The 23102-nt window shown below is 65.2% G+C and carries 19 protein-coding genes; 18 read left to right on the top strand and 1 reads right to left on the bottom strand.

Annotation, left to right across the window (positions count from 1 at the left end; translation table 11 throughout):
* Positions 1-54 precede the first annotated feature (54 nt).
* Positions 55-2949, bottom strand: a complete 2895-nt coding sequence (locus tag HV742_RS19295; RefSeq protein ID WP_175146163.1) for a valine--tRNA ligase — start codon at positions 2947-2949, stop codon at positions 55-57.
* A 411-nt stretch (positions 2950-3360) separates the two neighbouring features.
* Between HV742_RS19295 and ndk the strand changes: the two genes are divergently transcribed.
* The 18 genes from ndk to dnaG all read left to right on the top strand — a co-directional run bounded on the left by ndk (position 3361) and on the right by dnaG (position 22363).
* The gene (ndk, locus tag HV742_RS19290; RefSeq protein WP_006387851.1) at positions 3361-3786 is read left to right on the top strand and encodes a nucleoside-diphosphate kinase; all 426 of its coding nucleotides are present in this window, start codon (positions 3361-3363) and stop codon (positions 3784-3786) included.
* 41 nt (positions 3787-3827) lie between these two features.
* Positions 3828-4982: a dual-specificity RNA methyltransferase RlmN gene (gene rlmN / locus HV742_RS19285; protein WP_049075192.1), complete on the top strand. Its 1155-nt coding sequence runs from the start codon at positions 3828-3830 to the stop codon at positions 4980-4982.
* The gene (locus tag HV742_RS19280) at positions 4979-5479 is read left to right on the top strand and encodes a helix-turn-helix domain-containing protein (protein ID WP_024068348.1); all 501 of its coding nucleotides are present in this window, start codon (positions 4979-4981) and stop codon (positions 5477-5479) included. The genes rlmN and HV742_RS19280 overlap by 4 nt, the downstream gene beginning before the upstream one ends.
* Positions 5480-5494: 15 nt before the next feature.
* The gene (ispG, locus tag HV742_RS19275; RefSeq protein ID WP_049075188.1) at positions 5495-6781 is read left to right on the top strand and encodes a flavodoxin-dependent (E)-4-hydroxy-3-methylbut-2-enyl-diphosphate synthase; all 1287 of its coding nucleotides are present in this window, start codon (positions 5495-5497) and stop codon (positions 6779-6781) included.
* 56 nt (positions 6782-6837) lie between these two features.
* Positions 6838-8124 (top strand): histidine--tRNA ligase, encoded by a 1287-nt coding sequence (hisS, locus tag HV742_RS19270; RefSeq protein ID WP_100508805.1) that lies wholly within the window; start codon positions 6838-6840, stop codon positions 8122-8124.
* A 1-nt stretch (position 8125) separates the two neighbouring features.
* Positions 8126-8764 (top strand): YfgM family protein, encoded by a 639-nt coding sequence (locus tag HV742_RS19265; RefSeq protein ID WP_049075186.1) that lies wholly within the window; start codon positions 8126-8128, stop codon positions 8762-8764.
* Between the two features lie 5 nt (positions 8765-8769).
* Positions 8770-9927, top strand: coding sequence for an outer membrane protein assembly factor BamB (gene bamB / locus HV742_RS19260; RefSeq protein ID WP_049075185.1), 1158 nt, complete (start codon positions 8770-8772; stop codon positions 9925-9927).
* Between the two features lie 25 nt (positions 9928-9952).
* The gene (der, locus tag HV742_RS19255) at positions 9953-11308 is read left to right on the top strand and encodes a ribosome biogenesis GTPase Der (RefSeq protein WP_054417793.1); all 1356 of its coding nucleotides are present in this window, start codon (positions 9953-9955) and stop codon (positions 11306-11308) included.
* 3 nt (positions 11309-11311) lie between these two features.
* A complete protein-coding gene (hisC, locus tag HV742_RS19250; protein WP_175146162.1) occupies positions 11312-12379 on the top strand; it encodes a histidinol-phosphate transaminase in 1068 nt (355 codons plus the stop codon).
* A gap of 161 nt (positions 12380-12540) precedes the next feature.
* Positions 12541-12777: an RNA chaperone Hfq gene (hfq, locus tag HV742_RS19245; RefSeq protein ID WP_006218585.1), complete on the top strand. Its 237-nt coding sequence runs from the start codon at positions 12541-12543 to the stop codon at positions 12775-12777.
* Between the two features lie 84 nt (positions 12778-12861).
* Complete coding sequence (gene hflX, locus HV742_RS19240; protein ID WP_049075180.1) at positions 12862-13968, top strand: GTPase HflX; 1107 nt, start codon at positions 12862-12864, stop codon at positions 13966-13968.
* Positions 13934-15238, top strand: a complete 1305-nt coding sequence (gene hflK, locus HV742_RS19235) for an FtsH protease activity modulator HflK (protein ID WP_049075178.1) — start codon at positions 13934-13936, stop codon at positions 15236-15238. Before hflX ends, hflK begins: the two co-directional genes overlap by 35 nt.
* An 18-nt stretch (positions 15239-15256) precedes the next feature.
* Positions 15257-16159, top strand: a complete 903-nt coding sequence (gene hflC / locus HV742_RS19230; RefSeq protein WP_049075172.1) for a protease modulator HflC — start codon at positions 15257-15259, stop codon at positions 16157-16159.
* Positions 16160-16428: 269 nt separating this feature from the next.
* Positions 16429-17586 carry an ATP phosphoribosyltransferase regulatory subunit gene (locus tag HV742_RS19225; RefSeq protein ID WP_049075169.1) on the top strand — a complete coding sequence of 386 codons (1158 nt, stop codon included), beginning with the start codon at positions 16429-16431 and terminating at the stop codon, positions 17584-17586.
* A 76-nt stretch (positions 17587-17662) separates the two neighbouring features.
* Positions 17663-18958: an adenylosuccinate synthase gene (locus HV742_RS19220; RefSeq protein WP_049075168.1), complete on the top strand. Its 1296-nt coding sequence runs from the start codon at positions 17663-17665 to the stop codon at positions 18956-18958.
* An 82-nt stretch (positions 18959-19040) separates the two neighbouring features.
* Positions 19041-19583 (top strand): phosphoribosyltransferase, encoded by a 543-nt coding sequence (locus HV742_RS19215; RefSeq protein ID WP_006387865.1) that lies wholly within the window; start codon positions 19041-19043, stop codon positions 19581-19583.
* 484 nt (positions 19584-20067) lie between these two features.
* Positions 20068-20280 (top strand): 30S ribosomal protein S21, encoded by a 213-nt coding sequence (rpsU, locus tag HV742_RS19210; protein WP_006218592.1) that lies wholly within the window; start codon positions 20068-20070, stop codon positions 20278-20280.
* Positions 20281-20299: 19 nt separating this feature from the next.
* Complete coding sequence (gene dnaG / locus HV742_RS19205) at positions 20300-22363, top strand: DNA primase (protein WP_175146161.1); 2064 nt, start codon at positions 20300-20302, stop codon at positions 22361-22363.
* The last annotated feature ends 739 nt before the right edge of the window (positions 22364-23102 follow it).

Raw genomic sequence — 23102 nt, 5'->3', positions numbered from 1 at the left:
CGCGAAAAAAAGCCCCGGACGGGTCCGGGGCTTTGCGCGCGGCGGGTCAGGCGATCAGTTGCCCAGCTTGCCGCGCTGTTCGCGCACCGTCCGCAGCGTCTCGCCGAATTGCGCCACGCGGGCCTTTTCCTGCTCGACCACGGCGGCCGGAGCGCGTTCGACGAAACTGGCGTTGGACAGCTTGCCGTTGGCCTTGGCGATCTCGCCTTCCAGGCGGGCGATTTCCTTGTCCAGGCGCACGCGCTCGGCAGCCACGTCGATCTCGACGCGCAGCATCAGCCGGCTGGTGCCCACCACCTGCACCGGCGCGCCAGCGTCGGGCAGGGCGTCCAGCACGTCGACCTGGCTGAGCTTGGCCAGCGCGGCCAGGTAGGGCGCGTTGCGCGTCAGCGTGGGCGCGTCGCCCTGGGCGCACAGCGGCACTTTCTGCGCCGGCGACAGATTCATCTCGCCGCGCAGGGCGCGCACGGCCTCGACCTGGGCCTTCAGTTCGGCCACGTCGGCTTCGGCGGCGGCGTCCACGGCGGCCGGGTTGGCCTGCGGGTAGGGCTGCACGCTGACGCTGTCGGCCACGCCTTGCTGGCGCTTGCCGGCCACCACCGAGACCTTCTGCCACAGTTCTTCCGTGATGAACGGAATGATCGGGTGGGCCAGGCGCAGCACGCCTTCGAGCACGCGGATCAGCGTGCGGCGCGTGCCCAGCTGCTGGGCCGGCGTGCCGGTCTGGATCTGCACCTTGGCCAGTTCCAGGTACCAGTCGCAGTATTCGTCCCAGACGTAGCGGTACAGCGCATTGGCGATGTTGTCGAAGCGGTAGTCGGCAAAGCCGCGCGCCACGTCGGCTTCCAGCGCCTGCAGCTGGCTGACGATCCAGCGGTCGACGAACGAGGTTTCGCCCGCGTCCGGACCGGTCAGGTCGTGGCCTTCGGTGTTCATCAGCACGAAACGGGTGGCGTTCCAGAGCTTGTTGCAGAAGTTGCGATAGCCCTCGCAGCGCTTCAGGTCGAAGTTGATGTTGCGGCCCAGGGTCGCGTAGGCGGCCATGGTGAAGCGCAGCGCGTCGGTGCCGAAGGCGGGGATGCCATCCGGGTACTGGCGGCGCGTGGCCTTCTCGATGGCGCCGGCCTGCTTGGGGTTCATCAGGCCGTAGGTGCGCTTGGCCACCAGGCCGTCCAGGTCGATGCCGTCGATCAGGTCGACCGGATCCAGCGTGTTGCCCTTGGACTTGCTCATCTTCTGGCCGTCGGCGTCGCGGATCAGGCCGTGCACGTAGACGTGCTTGAACGGGATCTGGCCGGTCAGGTGCGTGGTCAGCATGACCATGCGCGCGACCCAGAAGAAGATGATGTCGAAACCGGTGACCAGCACGCTGGACGGCAGGTAGCGTTCCAGGTCGGCCGTCTTGTCGGGCCAGCCGAGCGTGGTGAAGGGCACCAGGCCCGACGAGAACCACGTGTCGAGCACGTCCGGATCGCGCTTGAGTTCGCCGGTGACGCCGGCGGCGCGGGCCTGCTGGATGGCTTCGGCCTCATCGTGGGCGACGAACACCTGACCGTCATCCGAGTACCAGGCGGGAATCTGGTGGCCCCACCACAGCTGGCGCGAAATGCACCAGTCCTGGATGTTGTTGAGCCACTGGTTGTAGATGGTGGTCCAGTTGTCCGGGTAGAACTGGATGCGGCCGTCGGCGACGACCTCCAGCGCCACTTCGGTGATGCTCTTGCCCGGGTTGAGCGTGCCCTCGGGGGCCGGCTTGCTCATGGCGACGAACCACTGGTCGGTCAGCATGGGCTCGAGCACGACGCCGGTGCGGTCGCCCTTGGGCTGCATCATCTTGTGCGGTTCGACCTTGACCAGGTAGCCCTCGGCTTCCAGCTGGGCCACCACGGCCTTGCGGGCCTCGTAGCGCTCCATGCCCTGGAACTGCTTGGGGCCGTTCTCGTTGATGTGCGCGTCGAGCGTGAAGATCACGATCAGCGGCAGGTCGTGACGCATCGCGCAGGCGTAGTCGTTGAAGTCGTGCGCGCCGGTGATCTTGACGCAACCGGTGCCGAATTCGGGGTCGACGAAGTCATCCGCGATGATGGGGATGTTGCGGTCGCACAGCGGCAGTTCGACTTCCTTGCCGACCAGGTGCTTGTAGCGCGGGTCTTCGGGGTGCACGCACAGCGCGCCGTCGGCCAGCATGGTCTCGGGGCGGGTGGTGGCGATGGTCATGCCGCGCAGGGTGACCGTCTGGCCGTCCTTGTCGACGATGGTCTGCGGACCGTCGACGAAGGGGTAGAGGATGTGCCACATGTGGCCGTCGGTCTCTTCCGACTGGACTTCCAGGTCGGACACGGCCGTCAGCAGCTTGGGATCCCAGTTGACCAGGCGCTTGCCGCGGTAGATCAGGCCCTGTTTATGCAGGCGCACGAAGGTCTCCACCACGCCGCGCGACATGCGGTCGTCCATGGTGAAGTATTCGCGCGGCCAGTCGGCCGAGGCGCCCAGGCGGCGCACCTGGCCGGTGATGGCGTTGCCCGACTTTTCCTTCCATTCCCACACTTTCTCGACGAATTTCTCGCGGCCGAGGTCGTGGCGCGAAACCTTCTGCGCGTCGAGCTGTCTTTCAACCACGATCTGCGTGGCGATGCCGGCGTGGTCCGTCCCCGGAATGAAGACAGTGTCGTCGCCCAGCATGCGGTGGTAGCGGATCAGGCCATCCATGATGGTCTGGTTGAACGCATGACCCATGTGCAGCGTGCCCGTCACGTTGGGCGGCGGGAACTGGATGACGTAAGGCTGGCCTTCGGTCCCCGTTTTTACGTGCGACCCCGCGGCGAAGTAGCCGCGCTTTTCCCACTCGGCGTACCAGCGGGATTCGAGTTCGGCGGGTTCGAAGCTCTTGGAGAGTTCCGGGGAGTCGGTCGCGGCGGACGCGGCGTTCGGGGGAGCGGCTTGAGTCATTACAGGGTTCCGGCAGACAGGGCGCCCGGTCGATGGAAACGGGCAAGCAAACCGCTCATTTTAAGATGTAATGCGGTCGTATCGGCGTGTTAGAATACCGGGTTACTGTAAACCTTTTAGAAGTCCCTGAATTCATTGGGATTTCGCCAAAAGTTCATTGAAAAAACGCTGAGGATTTCAGCACAATGAACCGAGCGAACATTCAATGCGGGATCACTCCGAAGGGTTGTCAGTGTCGAATCCCCGCCTTGGCACAGGCGGCCGGGACGGCCCGGAACACGCTGTCGTGACGCAGCGGGTCCGAGTCGCTTGCGCGCCCATGGCGCGCTGCCGCTTGAAGGGTGACACCAACAAGCGCAGGCCACGCCAGGCAATCATAGAAACCAGTCAGTATCCGTTTTTGGAGTTCTCATGTCCGTCCAACGCACTCTCTCGATCATCAAGCCCGACGCCGTCGCCAAGAACGTCATCGGCCAGATCGTCGCCCGCTTCGAGCAAGCCGGCCTGAAGGTCATCGCCGCCCGCCTGGCCCAGCTGTCGCGCGCCGACGCCGAGCGTTTCTACGCCGTCCACAAAGAGCGCCCCTTCTTCAAGGACCTGGTTGACTTCATGGTCTCGGGCCCCGTGTTCGTGCAAGTGCTGGAAGGCGAAGACGCCATCCAGAAGAACCGCGACCTGATGGGCGCCACCGATCCCAAGAAGGCCGCCCCGGGCACCATCCGCGCCGACTTCGCCGACAGCATCGACGCCAACGCCGTGCACGGCTCGGACGCGCCGGAAACGGCCGCTGTCGAAGTGGCTTTCTTCTTCCCCGAAATCAACATCCACAGCCGTTGATTTCCCGGAAATTCCTTTAGCGTCATAGCAATACCCTGGTCATGGAATCCGTCGAACGAATCAACCTGTTGGGGCTGGATGGCTCCGCCCTGTCCGAACTCGTCGGGCAGTGGGGCGGCAAGCCGTTTCGCGCCCGCCAGTTGCAGCGCTGGATGCACCAGCGCGGCGCCGATTCGTTCGACGCCATGACCGACCTGGCCCGCGATTTCCGCGGCCAGCTGGCGTCCCGTTGCGTCATCGAGGCGCTGGCGGTCAACACCGAGCAGCGCTCGTCGGATGGCACCCGCAAGTGGCTGTTCGACGTGGGGCAGGGCAACGCCATCGAAACCGTGTTCATCCCCGAGGACGACCGCGGCACGCTGTGCATCTCCAGCCAGGCGGGCTGCGTGGTGAACTGCCGTTTCTGCTCGACCGGCCACCAGGGGTTCAACCGCAACCTCAAGACCAGCGAGATCATCGGCCAGCTGTGGTGGGCCAAGCGCGTGCTGGAAGCCGACGTCGGCACCGCGCGCCTGGAAGGCGCCCGCGCCACCGAAGACACCCGCGTCATCAGCAACGTGGTCATGATGGGCATGGGCGAGCCCCTGCTCAACTACGACCAGGTGCTGCCGGCCCTGCGCCTGATGCTCGACGACAACGCCTATGGCCTGTCGCGTCGCCGCGTCACCGTGTCCACGTCGGGCGTGGTGCCCATGATGGACCGCCTGTCTCAGGACTGTCCGGTGGCGCTGGCCGTGTCGCTGCATGCGCCCAACGATGCGCTGCGCGACGAGCTGGTGCCGCTGAACAAGAAATACCCGTTGAAGGAGTTGCTGGCCGCGTGCGAACGCTACCTGGCTTTCGCGCCGCGCGACTTCATCACGTTTGAATACTGCATGCTGGATGGCATCAACGATACCGACCAGCATGCCAAGGAATTGATACACATTGCACGCCAGATCCGCTGCAAGCTCAATCTGATCCCGTTCAATCCCTTCCCCGCGTCCGGCCTGAAGCGTTCGCCTTCGGCCCGCGTCAAGGTGTTCGCCCAGCGCCTGATGGACGCCGGCATCATCACGACGGTGCGCAAGACCCGGGGGGACGATATCGATGCCGCTTGTGGTCAACTGGCCGGAGAAGTGCGCGACCGTACCCGGATCACCGAACGGAACGCCGCGCAGCGCCAGACCATACCAATTAGACAGGTGCATGCATGACGCAGGATATCGCTTCTGCAGTTTCAGAGACGCCCGCGAGCGCGGGCGGTTCGGGCAATGTGGGCTCGGCGTTGCGCACGCTGCGCCAATCCAAGGGCTGGTCGCTCGACGAAGTGTCCAGCCGCATCAAGTTTTCGGCCAAGCAGATCGAGGCCCTCGAGAACGAACAGTGGGGCGATCTGCCCACCGGCGTCTCGCTGCGCGGCCTGATCCGCAACTACGCCCGCATGCTGGGCGCCGATTCGCAGGCGATCGTTGATTCGCTCGACCCCAAGGCCCGCGTCACCGGCCCGGTCAAGCTGAGTCCGGGAGCGCTGCATTCGGCCCATTCCATTCCCCAGTCCGGCGCCGACGATGATCGCGCGTCCTCGACCTCCTGGGGCTGGCTGATCGCCATCGTGCTGGTGCTTGCCGCCGGTGTCGCCTATGCCTTCTGGCAGGGCTGGCTGCCGCAGCAGTGGCTGGCGTTCGACTGGCTTCCCAAGCTGTCCAAGTAAATACCGGTTTCGCCGATGCAAGATTCCTCTCTGCCTTGCCAGGATGCGCCGCCGCCCGCCGTGGGCGCGGCTCCCCGCCGCGCCACGCGTTCGGTGGCGGTGAAGTGGGGCGACCGCACGGTCATGATCGGCGGCGACGCGCCGGTGGTGGTCCAGTCCATGACCAACACCGACACCGCCGATGCCATCGCCACGGCGATCCAGGTCAAGGAATTGGCGCTGGCCGGCTCCGAGATGGTGCGCATCACCGTCAACACGCCCGAAGCCGCCAAGGAAGTCATGGCGATCCGCGAGCAGCTCGACCGCATGGGCGTGGACGTGCCGCTGGTGGGCGACTTTCACTACAACGGCCACAAGCTGCTGACGCAATTCCCGGACTGCGCCCAGGCGCTGTCCAAGTACCGCATCAATCCCGGCAACATGGGCGGCGGCAAGCGCCGTGACGACAATTTCGCCCAGATGATCGAAGTGGCGTGCCGCTACGACAAGCCGGTGCGCATCGGCGTGAACTGGGGCAGCCTGGATCACGAGCTGATGGCGCGCAAGATGGACGAAAACAGCCGCCGCGCCCAGCCCTGGGAAGCGCAGGCGGTGATGCGCGACGCGCTGGTGGTGTCCGCCATCAGCAACGCCCAGCGCGCCGAGGAACTCGGCCTGCGCCGCGATGCCATCATCCTGTCGTGCAAGGTCAGCCACGTGCAGGACCTGATCGCGGTCTACCGCGACCTGTCGGCGCGTTGCGACTATCCGCTGCACCTGGGCCTGACCGAAGCCGGCATGGGCAGCAAGGGCATCGTCGCCTCGACCGCCGCGCTGGCCGTGCTGCTGCAGCAGGGCATTGGCGACACCATCCGCATCTCGCTGACGCCGGAACCGGGCGGCGACCGCGGTCGCGAGGCCGTGGTGGCGCAGGAGATCCTGCAGACCATGGGCCTGCGCGCGTTCACGCCCATGGTGGTGGCCTGCCCCGGTTGCGGCCGCACCAGCAGCACGTTCTTCCAGGAACTGGCCGATAGCATCCAGTCCTACCTGCGCCGGCAGATGCCGGTGTGGCGCGCCCAGTACCCCGGCGTCGAAAGCATGAACGTCGCGGTCATGGGCTGTGTGGTCAACGGGCCTGGCGAAAGCCGCCACGCGGACATCGGCATCAGCCTGCCGGGCACCGGCGAGGTGCCGGCCGCGCCGGTGTTCGTCGACGGCGAGCGCACGGTCACCCTGAAGGGCGACCACATCGCCGAAGAATTCCAGGCCATCGTTGAAGACTACGTTGCGCGTCGCTACGGCGCGCTCGCCTCTCATTAAAAGAAAGGGTGTGGCCGCGAGGCGCGCTTGCCGGCGCGCGGGGCGGCATGATCAAGATGACTCAAGCTTTCCAGAAAGTCGCCGCCATCCGCGGCATGAATGACCTGTTGCCAGGGGCCAGCGCCCGCTGGGAGCAATTCGAGGAAATCGTGCGCGGCTGGCTGCGCGGCTACGGCTATCGCAACGTGCGTACGCCCGTGCTTGAGCATACGCGCCTGTTCACGCGCGGCATCGGCGAAGTGACCGACATCGTCGAAAAAGAGATGTACACGTTCACCGACGCGCTCAACGGCGAATCGCTGACCATGCGGCCCGAGATGACCGCCGGCATCGTGCGCGCCTCGATCGAGCACAACCTGCTGTACGACCGCCCGCAGCGCGTCTACTCGATCGGCCCGGTGTTCCGCCACGAGCGCCCGCAGCGCGGCCGCTACCGCCAGTTCCACCAGATCGACGTCGAGGCGCTGGGTTTCGCCGGTCCCGATGTGGACGCCGAACTGATCGTCATGCTGGCCCGCCTGTGGAAGCTGCTGGGCCTGACCGACGTGCGCCTCGAACTGAATTCTCTGGGCCAGCCGGCCGAGCGCGCCGCGCACCGCGCCGCCCTGATCGCGCACCTGGAAAAGCACGTCGACATCCTCGACGAGGATGGCAAGCGCCGCCTGTATACCAATCCGCTGCGCGTGCTGGACACCAAGAACCCCGCCATGCAGGAAATGGCCGACAGCGCCCCGCGCCTGTTCGACTTCCTGGGCGAAGAATCGCGCGCGCACTTCGAGGGCGTGTGCCAGCGCCTGACCGACGCCGGCATCGAATACCGCCTCAACCCGCGCCTGGTGCGCGGGCTGGACTACTACAACCTGACCGTCTTCGAATGGGTGACCGACCGCCTCGGCTCCCAGGGCACGGTGTGCGGCGGTGGCCGCTACGACGGCCTGATCGAACTGCTGGGCGGCAAGCCCGCGCCGGCCGTCGGTTTCGCCATCGGCATGGAACGCCTGCTGGACCTGTGGGAGCAAAGCGTGCAGGTCGAGGCGCCGGCCGAATGCGAGGTCTACGTCGTGCACCAGGGCGAAGCGGCGCAGCGCCTGGCCGCCCGGGTCGGCGAAGACCTGCGCGACGCCGGCCTGGCGGTGGTGGTGCATGCCGGCGCCGCCAGCTTCAAGTCCCAATTCAAGCGCGCGGACGCCAGCGGCGCCCGGGTTGCGGTTATCCTTGGCGCCGATGAAGTGGCTTCGCAGACCGCCAGCATCAAATTCCTGCGCGCCGACGCCCAAGGCGACGCCGCGCAGCAGCAAGTCCCGTTGGCGGGCTTGGCCGACGTATTGAATCTCAAGGGTTAGCATGGCATACGATCTGGAAGAACAGGAAAAACTCGACGCGATCAAGGCGTGGTGGGCCCGCTACGGCACTCTGGTGGCGGCGCTGGTGGCGGCCGTGGCGCTGGCCTGGGGCGGCTGGTGGGGCGCCAAGGCCTACCAATCGCACAAGGCGAACCAGGCCATGGGTTATTTCGAAGCGCTCGAAGACGCGGCCCGGCTGGGCGGCGCCGATTCCTCCGTGCGCATCAAGGCCGCGGCGGCGACGCTGCGCGACCAGTACGGTTCGACCGGCTACGCCGCCCGTGGCGCGCTGGTGGCGGCCCAGGCGCTGCAGGCCCAGAATGATGTCGATGGCGCCCGCCAGCAGCTCGAATGGCTGGCCGGCCAGTCCAAGAATCCCTCGATGCAGGCCGTGGCCCGGCTGCGCCTGGCGGGCCTGCTGCTCGACCAGAAGCAGTACGACGCCGCCCTGGGGCAGCTGAACAATGCGCCGGCCGCCTTCGCCGCCTTGTTCGCCGACCGCCGTGGCGATATCCTCGCGGCGCAAGGCAAGCGCGATGAGGCGCGTGCCGCATGGCAAAGCGCCATCGATGGTCTGGGCACGGCGAATCCGCTGACCCAGGTCGTGCAACTGAAACTGGATGCCCTGAGCGGAGCGTGACTGGAATGCGTAAATTTGCCTTTGGCCGTACGTGGCGTGGCGCGGTTTGCCTGACGGGCCTGCTGGCCCTGGGAGGCTGCGGCCTGTTTTCCCATGACGATGGCCGTTACGACCCCGCTCCCCTGACCGAATACAAGGCCGGCATGTCGGTGCGCCAGGTCTGGTCGACGTCGATCGGCAGCGGTTCCGGCCTGGGCTTCGCGCCCACCGTGCTGAACAACGCGGTCTACGCCGCCACGCCCGACGGTTCGGTCGGCAAGTTCGACCTGCAAAGCGGCCGTCCCATCTGGAAGTCGCAGGCGGGCGTGAAGCTGACGGCGGGCGCCGGCAGCGACGGCACCACCACCGCGGTGGCTTCGCCCGACGGCGACGTGGTCGCGTTCGACGATAGCGGCAAGGTCAAGTGGAAAGTGCGCGCCACCAGCGACGTCAATATCCCGCCGGTGGTGGGCTATGGCATCGTCGTGGTCCGCAGCGGCGACTACCGCATCCAGGCCTTCGACGCCAACAACGGCGAGCGCCTCTGGAGCGTGCAGCGTCCCGGCCCGGCGCTGGCCCTGCGCAGCGCCGCGCAAATGGTGCTGGCCGAAGGCCTTGTCATCACCGGCCTGCCGGGCGGCAAGCTGATGGCCATCGCCTCCGACAGCGGCAACGTGCAATGGGAAGGCACTGTCGCCACCCCGCGCGGCGCCAGCGACCTGGAGCGCCTGACCGACGTGGTCGGCGCCCCGCAGATCGCGGGCAACCTGCTTTGCGCGGTGGCCTACCAAGGGCGTATCGTATGCTTTGACGTCACGGCCGGCGGCCGTCCGATCTGGGCCAAGGACTTCTCCAGCGTCAGCGGCATGACCCTGGACCAGCGCTTCGCCTACTCGGCCGACCAGAACAGCGTGGTCAACGCCTTCGCGCTGGACAACGGCGGCAACGTCTGGAAGCAGGCCGCGCTGAAGAACCGCCAGCTGACCTCGCCGGCCCTGCTGGGCGGCGCGCTCGCCGTCGGCGACCTGGACGGTTACGTGCATTTCCTGTCGCGCAGCGATGGCAGCCTGATGGCGCGCCTGTCCGTCGGGGGGGGCGCTGTCGTGTCGCCGCCGCAGACGACTTCCCAAGGTGTGCTGGTTCAGACGGGCAATGGCAATCTCGTCCTGATCGGCACCAACTAAACCCTCAAGAACAAAGCCTTACACCGTGTCCTTCAAGCCTGTCGTTGCCCTGGTCGGCCGCCCCAATGTGGGGAAATCGACCCTTTTCAATCGCCTGACGCGATCGCGCGCCGCGCTGGTGGCCGATTTTTCCGGCCTGACCCGCGATCGCCACTACGGCGAGGGCAGGGTGGGCGATATCCCCTTCATCGTCATCGACACGGGCGGTTTCGAGCCGGTCGCCAAGGATGGCATCCTGCTGGAAATGGCCCGCCAGACCCGGCAGGCCATCGCCGAGGCGGACGTGGTGGTGTTCCTGGTGGACGCCCGCGCCGGCCTGAACGCGCATGACCACGAGATCGCCACGCTGCTGCGCAAGTCGGGACAGCAGCGCGTGCTGCTCGCGGTGAACAAGGCCGAAGGCATGGGGGCGGGCGCCGCCATCGCCGAATTCCACGAGCTGGGTCTGGGGCAACCCTATCCCATCTCGGCGGCGCACGGCGACGGCATCGTCGACCTGATCGAACTCGCGCTGCAGGACCTGGCCGAGCCGCCCGCCGAGGAAGAGGAACCGGCCGAAGAGGGCGAGCACGACCACCGCATCAAGCTGGCCATCGTCGGCCGCCCCAACGTCGGCAAGTCGACGCTGATCAACACGCTGATGGGCGAAGAGCGCGTGATCGCGTTCGACATGCCCGGCACCACCCGCGACGCCATCGAGATCGACTTCGAACGCGATGGCCGCCGCTACACGCTGATCGACACCGCCGGCCTGCGCAAGCGCGGCAAGGTGTTCGAGGCGGTCGAGAAGTTCTCGGTCATCAAGACGCTGCAGGCCATCGAGGCCAGCAACGTCGTGCTGCTGATGCTGGACGCGCAGACCGAAATCTCCGAGCAGGACGCCCACATCGCCGGCTTCGTGCTGGAAACCGGCCGCGCCGTGGTTGTTGCCGTCAACAAGTGGGATGGCCTGGACGGCGAGGAAAAGGAACGCATCGAACGCGAATTCATGCGCAAGCTGCGCTTCCTGTCGTTCGCCCGCGTGCACACCATCTCGGCCTTGCGCGGCCAGGGCATCAAGCCGCTGCTCAAGTCGGTCAACGCCGCCCACGCCGCCGCCTTCGCCAAGCTGTCCACGCCCAAGCTGACGCGAGAGCTGCAGGCCGCCGTCGAGCAGCAGCCGCCGCCCCGCAAGGGCATCTTCCGTCCCAAGATGCGCTATGCGCACCAGGGCGGGCAGAACCCCCCCTTGGTGGTGATCCACGGCAACGCGCTGGACGCGGTGCCCGATTCGTACCGCCGCTACCTGGAAACCCGTTTCCGCAACGCTTTCGATCTGGCCGGCACGCCGTTGCGGATCGAATTCAAGTCTTCGCACAACCCCTACGCGCAGGAAAGCTGATCCATGAGCCGTTTCTGGAGTCCCGTGGTCGGGACGCTCAGTCCGTATGTGCCGGGCGAGCAGCCCAAGCTTCAGAACCTGGTCAAGCTGAACACCAACGAGCACCCCTACGGGCCGTCGCCCAAGGTGCTCGAAGCGATCCGCGCGGCGTGCGACGACACGCTCAAGCTCTATCCGGATCCGTCGTCCGACAGGCTGCGCCAGGCGGTGGCGACGGCCGTCGGCGTGGCGCCGGCCCGCGTGTTCGTGGGCAATGGCTCGGACGAAGTGCTGGCGCATGCCTTCCTGGCCCTGCTCAAGCATGAGCGTCCGCTGCGCTTTCCGGACATCACCTACAGCTTCTATCCGGTCTATTGCGGCCTGTACGGCATCGATTACGAGACCCTGCCACTGACGGAAGATTTCCGCATCGACGTCGAAGACTACCTGCCGGGCCGTCATGGTCAGGCCGGCGCCATCATCTTCCCCAATCCGAACGCGCCCACGGGCCGCGCCTTGAGCGTGGCCGAAATCGAGCGCATCGTGGCCGGCAATCCGGACACCGTGGTGGTGGTTGACGAGGCCTATGTCGACTTCGGCGCCGAATCCGTGATTGCGCTGACCGAGCGCCACGACAACCTGCTGGTCATCCATACGCTGTCCAAGTCGCGTTCCCTGGCAGGCCTGCGGGTCGGTTTCGCGGTTGGCAGTCCAGAACTGATCGATGGCCTGGAGCGCGTCAAGAACAGCTTCAATTCCTACCCCGTGGATCGCCTGGCCTCGGCCGGCGCGGTCGCCGCGCTCGAGGACGTCGAGTATTTCGAACAGACCCGCCAGGCAGTGATCCAGACTCGCGGTCGGATGACCGCCGGCCTGCAGGCCCTGGGCTTCGAGGTGCTGCCGTCCAGCGCCAACTTCGTGTTCGTCCGGCACCCGTCGCGCGATGCCGGTGAACTGGCGGCCGGCCTGCGCGAACGCAGCATCATCGTGCGCCATTTCCGCCTGCCGCGCATCGACCAGTTTCTGCGTATTACAGTGGGCACGGACGCGCAGTGCGACCTGCTTCTGAAAGCGCTTGCCGAGGTCGTCTGAACCCCAGCTGAAGGGCCTTTCCGGCGGAAAACTCTGGTGTCATCTTTTGCATCCGACACAAGTAGCACGGGCCGGGAAAACCCTGTAGAGTACATGTTTCGGCGTGCCCCACCTGTAAAAAGCGCGTCACCACTCAATAACAAACAAATGGAGCCTGGCCAATGAGCAATAAAGGGCAAACTCTGCAAGATCCGTTCCTGAACACGCTGCGCAAGGATCATGTGCCGGTGTCGATCTACCTGGTGAACGGTATCAAGCTTCAAGGGCAAATCGAATCTTTCGACCAATACGTGGTGCTGCTGCGTAACACGGTCACGCAAATGGTCTACAAGCACGCCATTTCCACCGTCGTTCCCGCGCGCGCCGTGAATTTCCAGGTGGAAGTCCCTGCTGAGTAATCTCGCTCCCGCAGTACCTTTTATTGCCCGCCGAACGGTCTACGTCGGCGGGCATTTTCGCTTTGGCTCCAAAATGGTGCATGTATGCGCGCACTGATCATCAGCGTGGATCTGGGTGATCCCGACTTCGCCGCCCACGCGGAGGAATTCGCCATGCTGGCCAAGGGCGCCGGCGCGGAAATCGTTGGCACGCTCACGGCCCGCCGCGACCGGCCCGACGCCAAGTTCTTCATCGGTTCCGGTAAGGCCGACGAAGGCGTGGGCATGGCGCAGGCGCTGCTGGCCGACATCGTGCTGTTCGACCAGCCGCTGTCGCCGGCCCAGCAGCGCAACCTGGAACGGGTCTTCAACCTGCGCGTGGTGGATCGCGTGGCGTTGATCCTGGACATCTTCGCGCTGCGCGCCAAGAGCCACGAAGGCAAGCTGCAGGTCGAACTGGCCCAGTTGCAGCACCTGGCCACGCGCCTGACCCGCATGTGGAGCCACCTGGAGCGCCAGCGCGGCGGCATTGGCATGCGCGGCCCCGGCGAATCGCAGCTCGAAATGGACCGTCGCATGATCGGCGCCAAGGTCAAGACGCTGCGCGAGCGCCTTGACCGGGTCGAGCGCCAGCGCGTCACGCAACGGCGCGCGCGGGCTCGCGGCGGCGCCTTGTCGGTGTCGCTGGTGGGGTATACCAACGCCGGCAAGTCGACGCTGTTCAACGCCTTGACCCGCGCCGATACCTACGCGGCGGACCAGTTGTTCGCCACGCTTGACACCACCACCCGCCGTATCTGGATCGAAGGCGCGGGCAATGTCGTGGTGTCGGATACCGTTGGCTTCATCCGCGACCTGCCTCACGACCTGATCGCGGCGTTCCGCGCCACGCTCGAAGAGACCGTGCATGCCGACCTGCTGCTGCATGTGGTCGACGCCGCCAGTCCGCAGCGCGACGAGCAGATCTTCGAGGTCAATAAGGTGTTGGCGGAAATCGGGGCCGCCGCGATTCCCACCATTCTGGTATACAACAAGATCGACCGCGCTGGCCTGGAACCCCGGGCGGAGCGCGACGCCCATGGTACGATTGCGCGAGTATTTGTAAGCGCCACCGAGCGCGCCGGTTTGGACGCGTTGCGCGGGGCAATTGCGGAGACCGGACAGATTGTGGGAAACAATGCCGCGAATTATCAAACTCTTCAATCTGAATGACCCCGGCTGGGGTCGTGGAAACAATAATGGCTCCGAGCCGCCGCCCAAGCGGCCCCAAGGCAACGGAGACGGTCCGCCCGACCTCGACGAGGTCTGGCGCGATTTCAATAATCGCATCGGATCGTTGTTCGGCCGCAAGGGCGGGGGGGGCAACAACCGCCCCGGCGGCAATCGCGGCGGCATGACGCCGCCGTCGCCGCGCGGCGCCCGCATCGGACTGGGGGTGATCGCCCTGGTCGCGGTCGGCATCTGGGCGGCCAGCGGCTTCTATATCGTCCAGGAAGGCCAGGTCGCGGTTGTCACGCAGTTCGGCAAATACAAGAGCACATCGCAAGCCGGCTTCCAGTGGCGCCTGCCGTACCCCATCCAGAGCCATGAAATGGTCAACGTGTCGCAACTGCGCACGTTCGAAGTCGGTTTCCGTGGCGGCGCCCGCAACAAGGTGCTGCCCGAGGCGCTGATGCTCACGACGGACGAGAACATCGTCGACATGCAGTTCGTCGTGCAGTACCGCCTGCGTGCCGACGGCGCGCCGGACTACCTCTTCATGACCCGCGACCCTGACGATTCCGTGCGCCAGGCATCCGAAACCGCCATGCGGGAAGTGGTGGGCAAGCAGTCCATGGACTTCGTGCTGTACGAGGGCCGTACCGCCGTCGCCAGCCAGGTCCAGACGCTGATGCAGCAGATCCTCGACCGCTACCAGACCGGTGTGCAGGTCAGTACCGTCGCCATCCAGAACGTGCAGCCGCCCGAGCAGGTGCAGGCCGCGTTCGACGATGCCGTCAAGGCGGGCCAGGATCGCGAACGCCAGATCAACGAGGGCCAGGCCTATGCCAACCAGGTCGTGCCGCTCGCCAGCGGTCAGGCCTCGCGCATGACCGAGCAGGCCGAAGGCTACCGCGCCAAGGTGGTGGGCGACGCGCAGGGTAATACGGCGCGCTTCACCAGCATCCTGGGCGAATACGAGAAGTCCCCGCAGGTGATGCGCCAGCGCATGTATCTCGAAAGCATGCAGGAGATCTTCACCCGTGCCAGCAAGGTCATGGTCGACACCAAGAGCAACAACAACATGTTGTACCTGCCCTTGGACAAGATCATGCATCTGGCCGCGCAAGACGCCAGCAAGTCCACGGCCGGCAGCGCCGGTTCGTCGACCCTGATCAATCCGCCCGCCCAGACGCCGCTCCGCGGCAACGTGGCGCCGGCCCCGCAACCCTCCGGCAGCAGCAATAGCAACGCGCTGCCCCGCGACCGCCAGTCGCGCTAACCCGGAGGATTCTTGATCATGCAACGTCTTATGCCCATCCTGGTCGGCCTGCTCATCGTGCTGGCTGCCCTTTCTTCCTGCGTGTTCGTGGTGCGCGAGCGCGACTACGCCCTGGTGTTCTCACTGGGTGAAGTGCGCAAGGTCATCAACGAGCCCGGCCTGTACTTCAAGGCGCCGCCGCCGTTCCAGAACGTGGTGACGCTGGACAAGCGCATCCTGACCATCGAAACCAACGAAGCCGAGCGCATCCAGACTTCCGAAAAGAAGAACCTGCTGATCGATTCGTACGTCAAGTGGCGCATTGCCGATCCGCGCCAGTACTACGTGTCGACCGGCGGCAATGAACGCGTGGCGCAGGAGCGCCTGCAGGCCTTGATCCGCGATGCGCTCAACGCCTCGGTCAACGTGCGCACGGTTCGCGACGTGGTCTCGACCGAACGCGACAAGATCATGGCCGAAATCCTGACCAACGTCGCCAAGCGCGCCGAGCCGTTGGGCGTGCAGATCGTCGACGTGCGTCTGCGCCGCATCGAGTTCGCGCCCGAGATCTCGGAGTCGGTGTATCGCCGCATGGAAGCCGAACGTACCCGCGTCGCCAACGAGCTGCGCTCGATCGGTGCCGCCGAGGGCGAGAAGATCCGCGCCGAAGCCGATCGCCAACGCGAAGTGATCGTGGCCCAGGCCTATGCCAAGGCCCAGACGATCATGGGTGAGGGCGATGCTGCGGCCGCCGCGATCTATTCGCAGGCCTACGGCAAGAACCCGCAGTTCTACACGTACTACAAGAGCCTGGAGGCCTACCGCGCTTCGTTCTCGAAGCCGGGCGACGTGCTGGTGGTGGACCCCAGTTCCAGCTTCTTCCAGTTCATGAAGGACCCCACCGGTCAGGCCCTGGCCCCGGTGACCGTGCCCGCCAAATAAGGCGGCGCCGCAGGCGGTATCCCCAAGCCCCTTGGCCTGCGCCAAGGGGCTTTTTCCTGGCGGCCAGGCCGGGTCGCCCGCGGTGGTTCGGCAATCGGGGACGGTGTTGCGCCGCTGGCTTTCCCGGCTGGCGCTGTCGGCTGAACCATGTACAATACCCCGTAAGCTAGAAAACATTCCGCAGCGGCTGAGCGGGCTTACGCCCCCTCAGCCGCTTTTTCGTTTGGGCGACGCCCACGCATCTCTAGGCGTTATTCAGGTAAACATTCATGGGTAACTGGTTGCTGCCCGAGAGCCTTGCCGACGTACTCCCGGCAGAGGCCCGGCGCATCGAGGAAGTGCGCCGCGAACTTCTCGATCTGTACCGCACTTACGGTTTCGAGCTGGTCGCGCCGCCGTTGGTCGAATACATCGATTCATTGCTGTCCGGCACCGGCAGCGATCTGGATCTGCGTACCTGCAAGCTGGTGGATCAATTGTCGGGCCGCACGCTGGGCGTGCGTGCCGACATGACGCCCCAGGTCACGCGCATCGACGCGCACTTGTTGAACCGCGCTGGCGTAACCCGCCTGTGTTACTGCGGCAACGTGCTGCATGCGCGCCCGGCGGACCTGCTGTCCAGCCGCGAGCTGCTGCAGATCGGCGCCGAAATCTACGGTCATGCCGGTTTCGAGGCCGACCTCGAGATCATCCAGCTGGTGCTGGAAACCGTGGCCATTGCCGGCGTGCGCAATCCGCGCCTGGTGTTGTGCCATCCGGGCGTGCTGCGCGGCATCGTCGAAGCCGATCCGGCCGCTGCCGCGGTCTCGCAGGACGTCATCCGCCTGATGCGCGAGAAAGACGTGCCTGGCCTGACCGAACTGGCCGCGCGCACCCCCGGCATGCGCGCTGAAACGCTCAAGGCGTTGCAGCTGCTGCCCAAGCTTTACGGCGGTCCCGAGGTGCTGAAGCGGGCCCGCCACGATCTGCCGCTGCTGCCTGGCGTCGTCGCCGCGCTGGATGCGCTGCAGGTGCTGGTGGATGGCCAGCCGAACGTTGACTTCGGTGTCGACCTGGCGGATGTGGACGGCTACGGCTACCACTCCGGCATCAAGTTCGCGCTGTACGCCGAAGGCTGGCGTGACGCGCTGGTGCGCGGCGGCCGCTATGACGACGTCAGCCTGGCGTTCGGGCGCGCCCGTCCGGCCACCGGCTTCAGTCTGGATTTACGCAAGCTGGCGGCGGGTTTGCCGCCGGCGGAACGGGCGCGTGCGGTTCGCGCGCCCTGGGGGCAAGCCCCCGCCCTGGTCGAGGCGGTCCGCCGCCTGCGCCGGTCAGGGGAAATCGTCGTTCAGGTATTGCCCGGTCACGAGCAGGATCAGGACGAATTCGTTTGCGATCGCGAGCTGGCGCTGCAGGATGGCGCCTGGACGGTCAGAACGCTGTGACTAACTCCCTCTCGGCAACGAGAGGGCCGCGGGGAGATTTCCGGATTTCCCGAGAAACTCGATATTGATTCGTAACATGAGCAAGAACGTAGTCGTAATCGGCACCCAGTGGGGTGACGAGGGCAAGGGTAAGATCGTCGATTGGCTGGCGGAATCCGTCCAGGGCGTGGTCCGCTTCCAGGGCGGCCACAACGCCGGCCACACGCTGTGGATCAATGGCAAGAAGACCATTCTTCGCCTGATCCCGTCGGGCATCATGCATCCCGGCGTCACCTGCTTCATCGGCAACGGCGTGGTGCTGTCGCCGGAGGCCCTGCTCAAGGAAATCGAAGAGCTCGAGGCCGCCGGCCTGGACGTGCGCTCGCGTCTGCGCATTTCCGAGATCTGCCCGCTGATCCTGCCGTACCACGTGGCCGTCGACAAGGCCCGCGAAGCGCGCAAGGGCGATGGCAAGATCGGCACGACCGGCCGCGGCATCGGCCCGGCCTACGAAGACAAGGTCGCGCGCCGCGCGCTGCGTGTGCAGGATCTGTTCAACCCCGCGTTGTTCGACGAAAAGCTCGCCGAAGTGCTGGACTACCACAACTTCGTGCTGACCCAGTACCTGGGCGCCGAAGCCGTTTCGGCCAACGAAGTGCGTGATCAGGCCATGGCGCTGGCGCCGGCGATCGCCCCGATGGTCGCGGACGTCTCCAGCACGCTGTTCACCATGCAGCAGGAAGGCAAGCGCCTGCTGTTCGAAGGCGCGCAGGGCGCGCTGCTGGACGTCGATCACGGCACCTATCCGTTCGTCACCAGCAGCAACTGCGTCGCCGGCGCCGCTTCGGCGGGCGCGGGCGTCGGTCCGCAGTCGCTGGACTACGTTCTGGGCATCACCAAGGCCTACACCACGCGCGTCGGCTCGGGCCCGTTCCCCACGGAACTGGTCGACGAGATCGGCACCCGCCTGGCCACCATCGGCAAGGAATTCGGCTCGGTCACCGGCCGTCCGCGCCGCTGCGGCTGGTTCGACGGCGCCGCGCTCAAGCGCTCGGTCCGCCTGAACGGCATCACCGGCCTGTGCATCACCAAGCTGGACGTGCTCGACGGCCTGGAAACCATCCAGTTGGGCGTGGGCTACCGCGTCAACGGTGAATTCCGCGACGTGCTGCCCTACGGCGCCCATGCCGTGGCGCAAGCGCAGCCGGTGCTGGAAGAGCTACCTGGCTGGAGCGAATCCACCGTCGGCATCACCGAGTACGACAAGCTGCCCGAGGCCGCCCGTCGCTACCTGGAGCGCGTGGCCGAAGTCTGCGGCGTGCCGATCGACCTGGTGTCCACCGGTCCCGACCGCAACGAAACCATTGTGCTGCGTCATCCCCTGAAGGGCTGACATCGGGTTATCATTCGCAAGGCCGCCGCCGGCTCATACCGGCGGCGGCCTTTTCGTATTTTCACGCAGGAGATCCTTGCCTATGAGCGCGCCAACCAGTGACGATAGCCATCTGTGGGTGACGTGGGACGACTACAACCGCTTGATCGAGCGCCTGGCCTTGCAGGTGCATCAGTCCGGTTGGGAGTTCGACAAGATTTTGTGCCTGGCGCGTGGCGGCATGCGCGTTGGCGACGTTATGTCCCGTATTTTTGATGTGCCGTTGGGCATTCTGGCGACCAGCAGCTACCGCGAAGCCGCGGGCACCAAGCAGGGCGATATGGATATCGCGCAGTTCATCACCATCACGCGCGGCACGCTGTCCGGGCGGGTGTTGCTGGTGGACGACATGGTGGATACCGGCAAGACGTTCATGAAGGTGTACGACCACCTCAAGAGCCAGTTCGCCGACATCACCGAATTGCGCAGCGCCGTGCTGTGGTGGAAGGGGCATTCCCAGGCGCAGCCCGATTATTACGTCGACAAGTTGCCGACCAACCCCTGGATCCATCAGCCGTTCGAGGATTACGACAGCCTGCGTCCGCACCAGCTGGAAGCCTGGATCCGCAAGGGTTCGAAGGGCTGAAATCATAGGGGGACGGATGGTCTGGCGATCCCCGCCGCCCATGCGCGGCACGATCGTGCGAGGGCAGGGTGCCAGACTGTTCCCCCGGTAGTCAAAATAGCCATGACCATGCTAGAATCGCTGGTTATCGCTAAACCGAACTTGGCTTGTTACTCTTTAGGTAGTCTTTGGGTAACGCAACCGGCCCTGGAGACTTTTGCCAGTCAGCAGCCAGCCGGCCCTAGAGCCAGCCGATTTTAGGACTTTAGCGCTGCAAGGCTCTTGGCGCTGGCGCCTGGAAGCGAAGGGGTCGGCGGGCAGGGAATCCTGTGCGCGGGGCTCTTGAACTCTTGGTCCGGACAGCATGCGCGATTACTATTGTTGCGTGCGTAGTCTGCGGCCTGAGCTTACAGGCGGTTCGCCGTCCGGAACCACGTGGCGTTGCTGGTAAGCAAGCCAGGTTTGTCATCAACTTTTGTTACCCTACAAGCAGGCCAATCACTTTATGCCTATCGTTCGACTGAAGGAAAACGAACCGTTTGAAGCCGCTCTGCGTCGCTTCAAGCGCACCATCGAAAAGACCGGTTTGCTCACCGAACTGCGCTCGCGCGAGTTCTATGAGAAGCCCACGGCCGAGCGCAAGCGCAAGCACGCCGCCGCTGTGAAGCGCCACTACAAGCGCATCCGTAGCCAGCAACTGCCCCCGCGCCTGTATTGATTTCTGATTCCCGAATCTATTGATTCCAGAATCATTCATCCAGGAACTACTCGCCCGGGTCGACGTTGTCGATGTTGTCGGGCGATACGTGCAGTTGCGAAAGGGTGGGGCCAACTTGCTTGGCCTGTGCCCCTTTCATAACGAAAAAAGTCCGTCGTTCACTGTCAGTCCCACCAAGCAGTTCTATCACTGCTTCGGTTGCGGCGCCCACGGCAGTGCCATCACCTTCCTGATGGAACATACGGGCGCCAGTTTCCCCGAGGCCGTGCGCACGCTCGCGGCTTCGGCGGGAATGACGGTCCCCGAAGAAAATCGCAGTCCCCGCCAGCAGCAGGAAACCGCGCGCCGCAAGGCCGAGGAGTCCCGCCATACGCAGGTGCTGGACGCCGCTCAAGCCCATTATCTGAAGCAGTTGCGCGCATCGCCCGCCGCGATCCGCTATCTGAAGCAACGTGGCCTGACCGGCGAGATCGCGGCGCATTTCGGCCTGGGCTGGTCCGGCACGGACCGGCATGGGCTGTCGCAGGTTTTTCCGAATTACGAAGATCCGACCCTGGTGGAGTCGGGCCTGGTCATCGAGTCCGAGGACGGCCGGCGCTACGACCGCTTCCGCGAACGGATCATGTTCCCGATCCGCAATGCGCGCGGCAGCCTGATCGGCTTTGGCGGCCGCATCATCGGCAAGGGCGAGCCCAAGTACCTGAATTCGCCCGAGACCCCGCTGTTTTCCAAGGGTCAGGAGCTGTACGGGCTGTGGGAAGCGCGTCAGGCGATCCGCCAGGAAGGTCAGGTCATCGTGGTCGAAGGCTACATGGATGTGGTCGGCCTGGCGCAGCAGGGTATCGCCAATGCCGTTGCCACGCTAGGCACCGCGACCACCCCGGATCACGTCAAGAAGCTGCTGCGCACCAGCGACAAGGTGATCTTCAGCTTCGACGGTGATGGCGCCGGCCGCCGGGCCGCGTGGCGCGCGCTGCAGGCGTGCCTGCCGGTGCTGCGCGACGACATCGCCATCCGCTTCCTGTTCCTGCCAACCGAGCATGACCCGGATTCGTATGTGCGCGAACTGGGCGCCGAAGCGTTCCGTGCTTGCCTGGGCGAGGCGGTGGCGTTGTCGCGCTTCCTGCTGGACGAGCTGGCATCGCGCCATAACATGGACGAAGCCGAAGGGCGCGCCAGCTGCCTGCATGAGGCCAAGCCCCTGCTGGCGTCGATTCCGGAATGCGCGCTGCGCGTGCAGATCGAACGCGAGATGGCCAAGCTGGTGCAGCTGACGCCGGAGGAAATGGCGCAGGTGCTGGCGCAGCAACCCGCCAAGCCGTTCGGCGCGCCGGCCAAGCCGGCCGCGGGCGAGGCGGGCATCGCCGGCGCACCGGCGCCGCAAGAGGGTAGCGTGCCACACGAAGGCGGCTACGACTTCGCAGGCCACGATTTCCACGACATTCCCGCCGACGATGGCGAGTACGTGGACTATGGCCAATTCTCGTCGCCAGGCGGCGAATCGGGCGGCTGGAGTGGCGGCGGTGGCAAGCAGGACTGGAAAGGCAAGGGCGATTGGAAGGGCAAGAGCGACTGGAAGGGCAAAAGCGACTGGAAAGGCGGCAAGGGCAACTGGAAGGGCAGGCGCGATGACGTCGGCGGCTTCGAAGGGCGCCGCACCATGCCTTCGCTGGCCAAGCGCCTGTTGAGTCTGTTGCTGGCCCACCCGGAACTGGTCGACTCGATGGGCGACCAGCAGCTTGAAGTCATCGACCACGGCCCCCATCTAGGACTGGTAAGGGATCTGATCATGCTGGCCCAATCCAGCGGTGCGCGCCATGTGGGCGCCCTGCTGGAAGCGGCCGAGCCGGACTCGGATCTTGCGACAGTGCTCAAGGGGCTGCGGGTCGACATTTTGTCCCAGGAAGATCTGCCGGATCCGCAAACCGAATGGGACGATGCGCTGCGGCGCATCGAATTCGATTCGGCGAAGGCGGAAATGGCCAAGCTGGCCGCGGCCGGCCTGGCAACCGAGGAGGCGCGCAAGCGCTACCTGGAGCTGTCGAGCCGGATGCTGGTGCTCAAAGGTGCCGGCATACGCTAAATGCGGTAAAATCAAGGGTTTTCCCGCCGCGGCATTGCCGCAAACCGTTTTGTGGCGGTAGTTGTTGGCTGTATGGCGATGACCTGTCGGCGCCAGGATCCCGCGATGTTGAATGCAGGCTGAAAGCCGGTTGAATGAATCGGCCTTGAATCTGTGCCGGCGGGATGCAGGGCGCGTAGGCGCGGTATTTGTAGGCGCGCAGGCGCGGTATTGCGATGAATCCTTCGTTATCGCGCCAGTGTTGGGGCACGGTTGCGCGAAAACGATTGCGCAAGCGGCAGGAAAAAGAACGGCGGACGGAATCTATTTCCGCTGCTGGAATCTAATAGTTTTAGGGTTTGATGGGCAGGTCGGCTGAAGCGATGCCGGGCTGGCGGGCAAGGCGGATACCGGTTGAACGGGTCGGTCTGGGGTGGATAAGCCCCGAGCGCCAGCGCGAAAAAAAGCGGACGTGCGCATCAAATTTGTTACATAGTTAATTACTATAGCTGAGTGGTGAATCACGCAGTTCGGCGGCGGTTATCTTCGCGTCGCGTCTGAGGTTTGGGTGCTGTGTCTATTTAGCTGCCAAGGGCAAGGCCCGCCAGGCAAGCAACGCCTATTTATAGGCAGACAGCCCCCCTCGATGCCGGGAGTCCGCGGCTGGATGAAACCATGCACGCCAGGCGTTCAGCCGGTCACGGACCGCAATGACGCCAGGCGGGCTCGCAAGAGCTTGTGCCGCGAACAACGCAGCCGC

Source organism: Achromobacter ruhlandii, from assembly GCF_902859695.1.
Taxonomy (GTDB): domain Bacteria; phylum Pseudomonadota; class Gammaproteobacteria; order Burkholderiales; family Burkholderiaceae_B; genus Achromobacter; species Achromobacter ruhlandii.
This window is presented reverse-complemented; position numbering and strand designations above follow the sequence as displayed.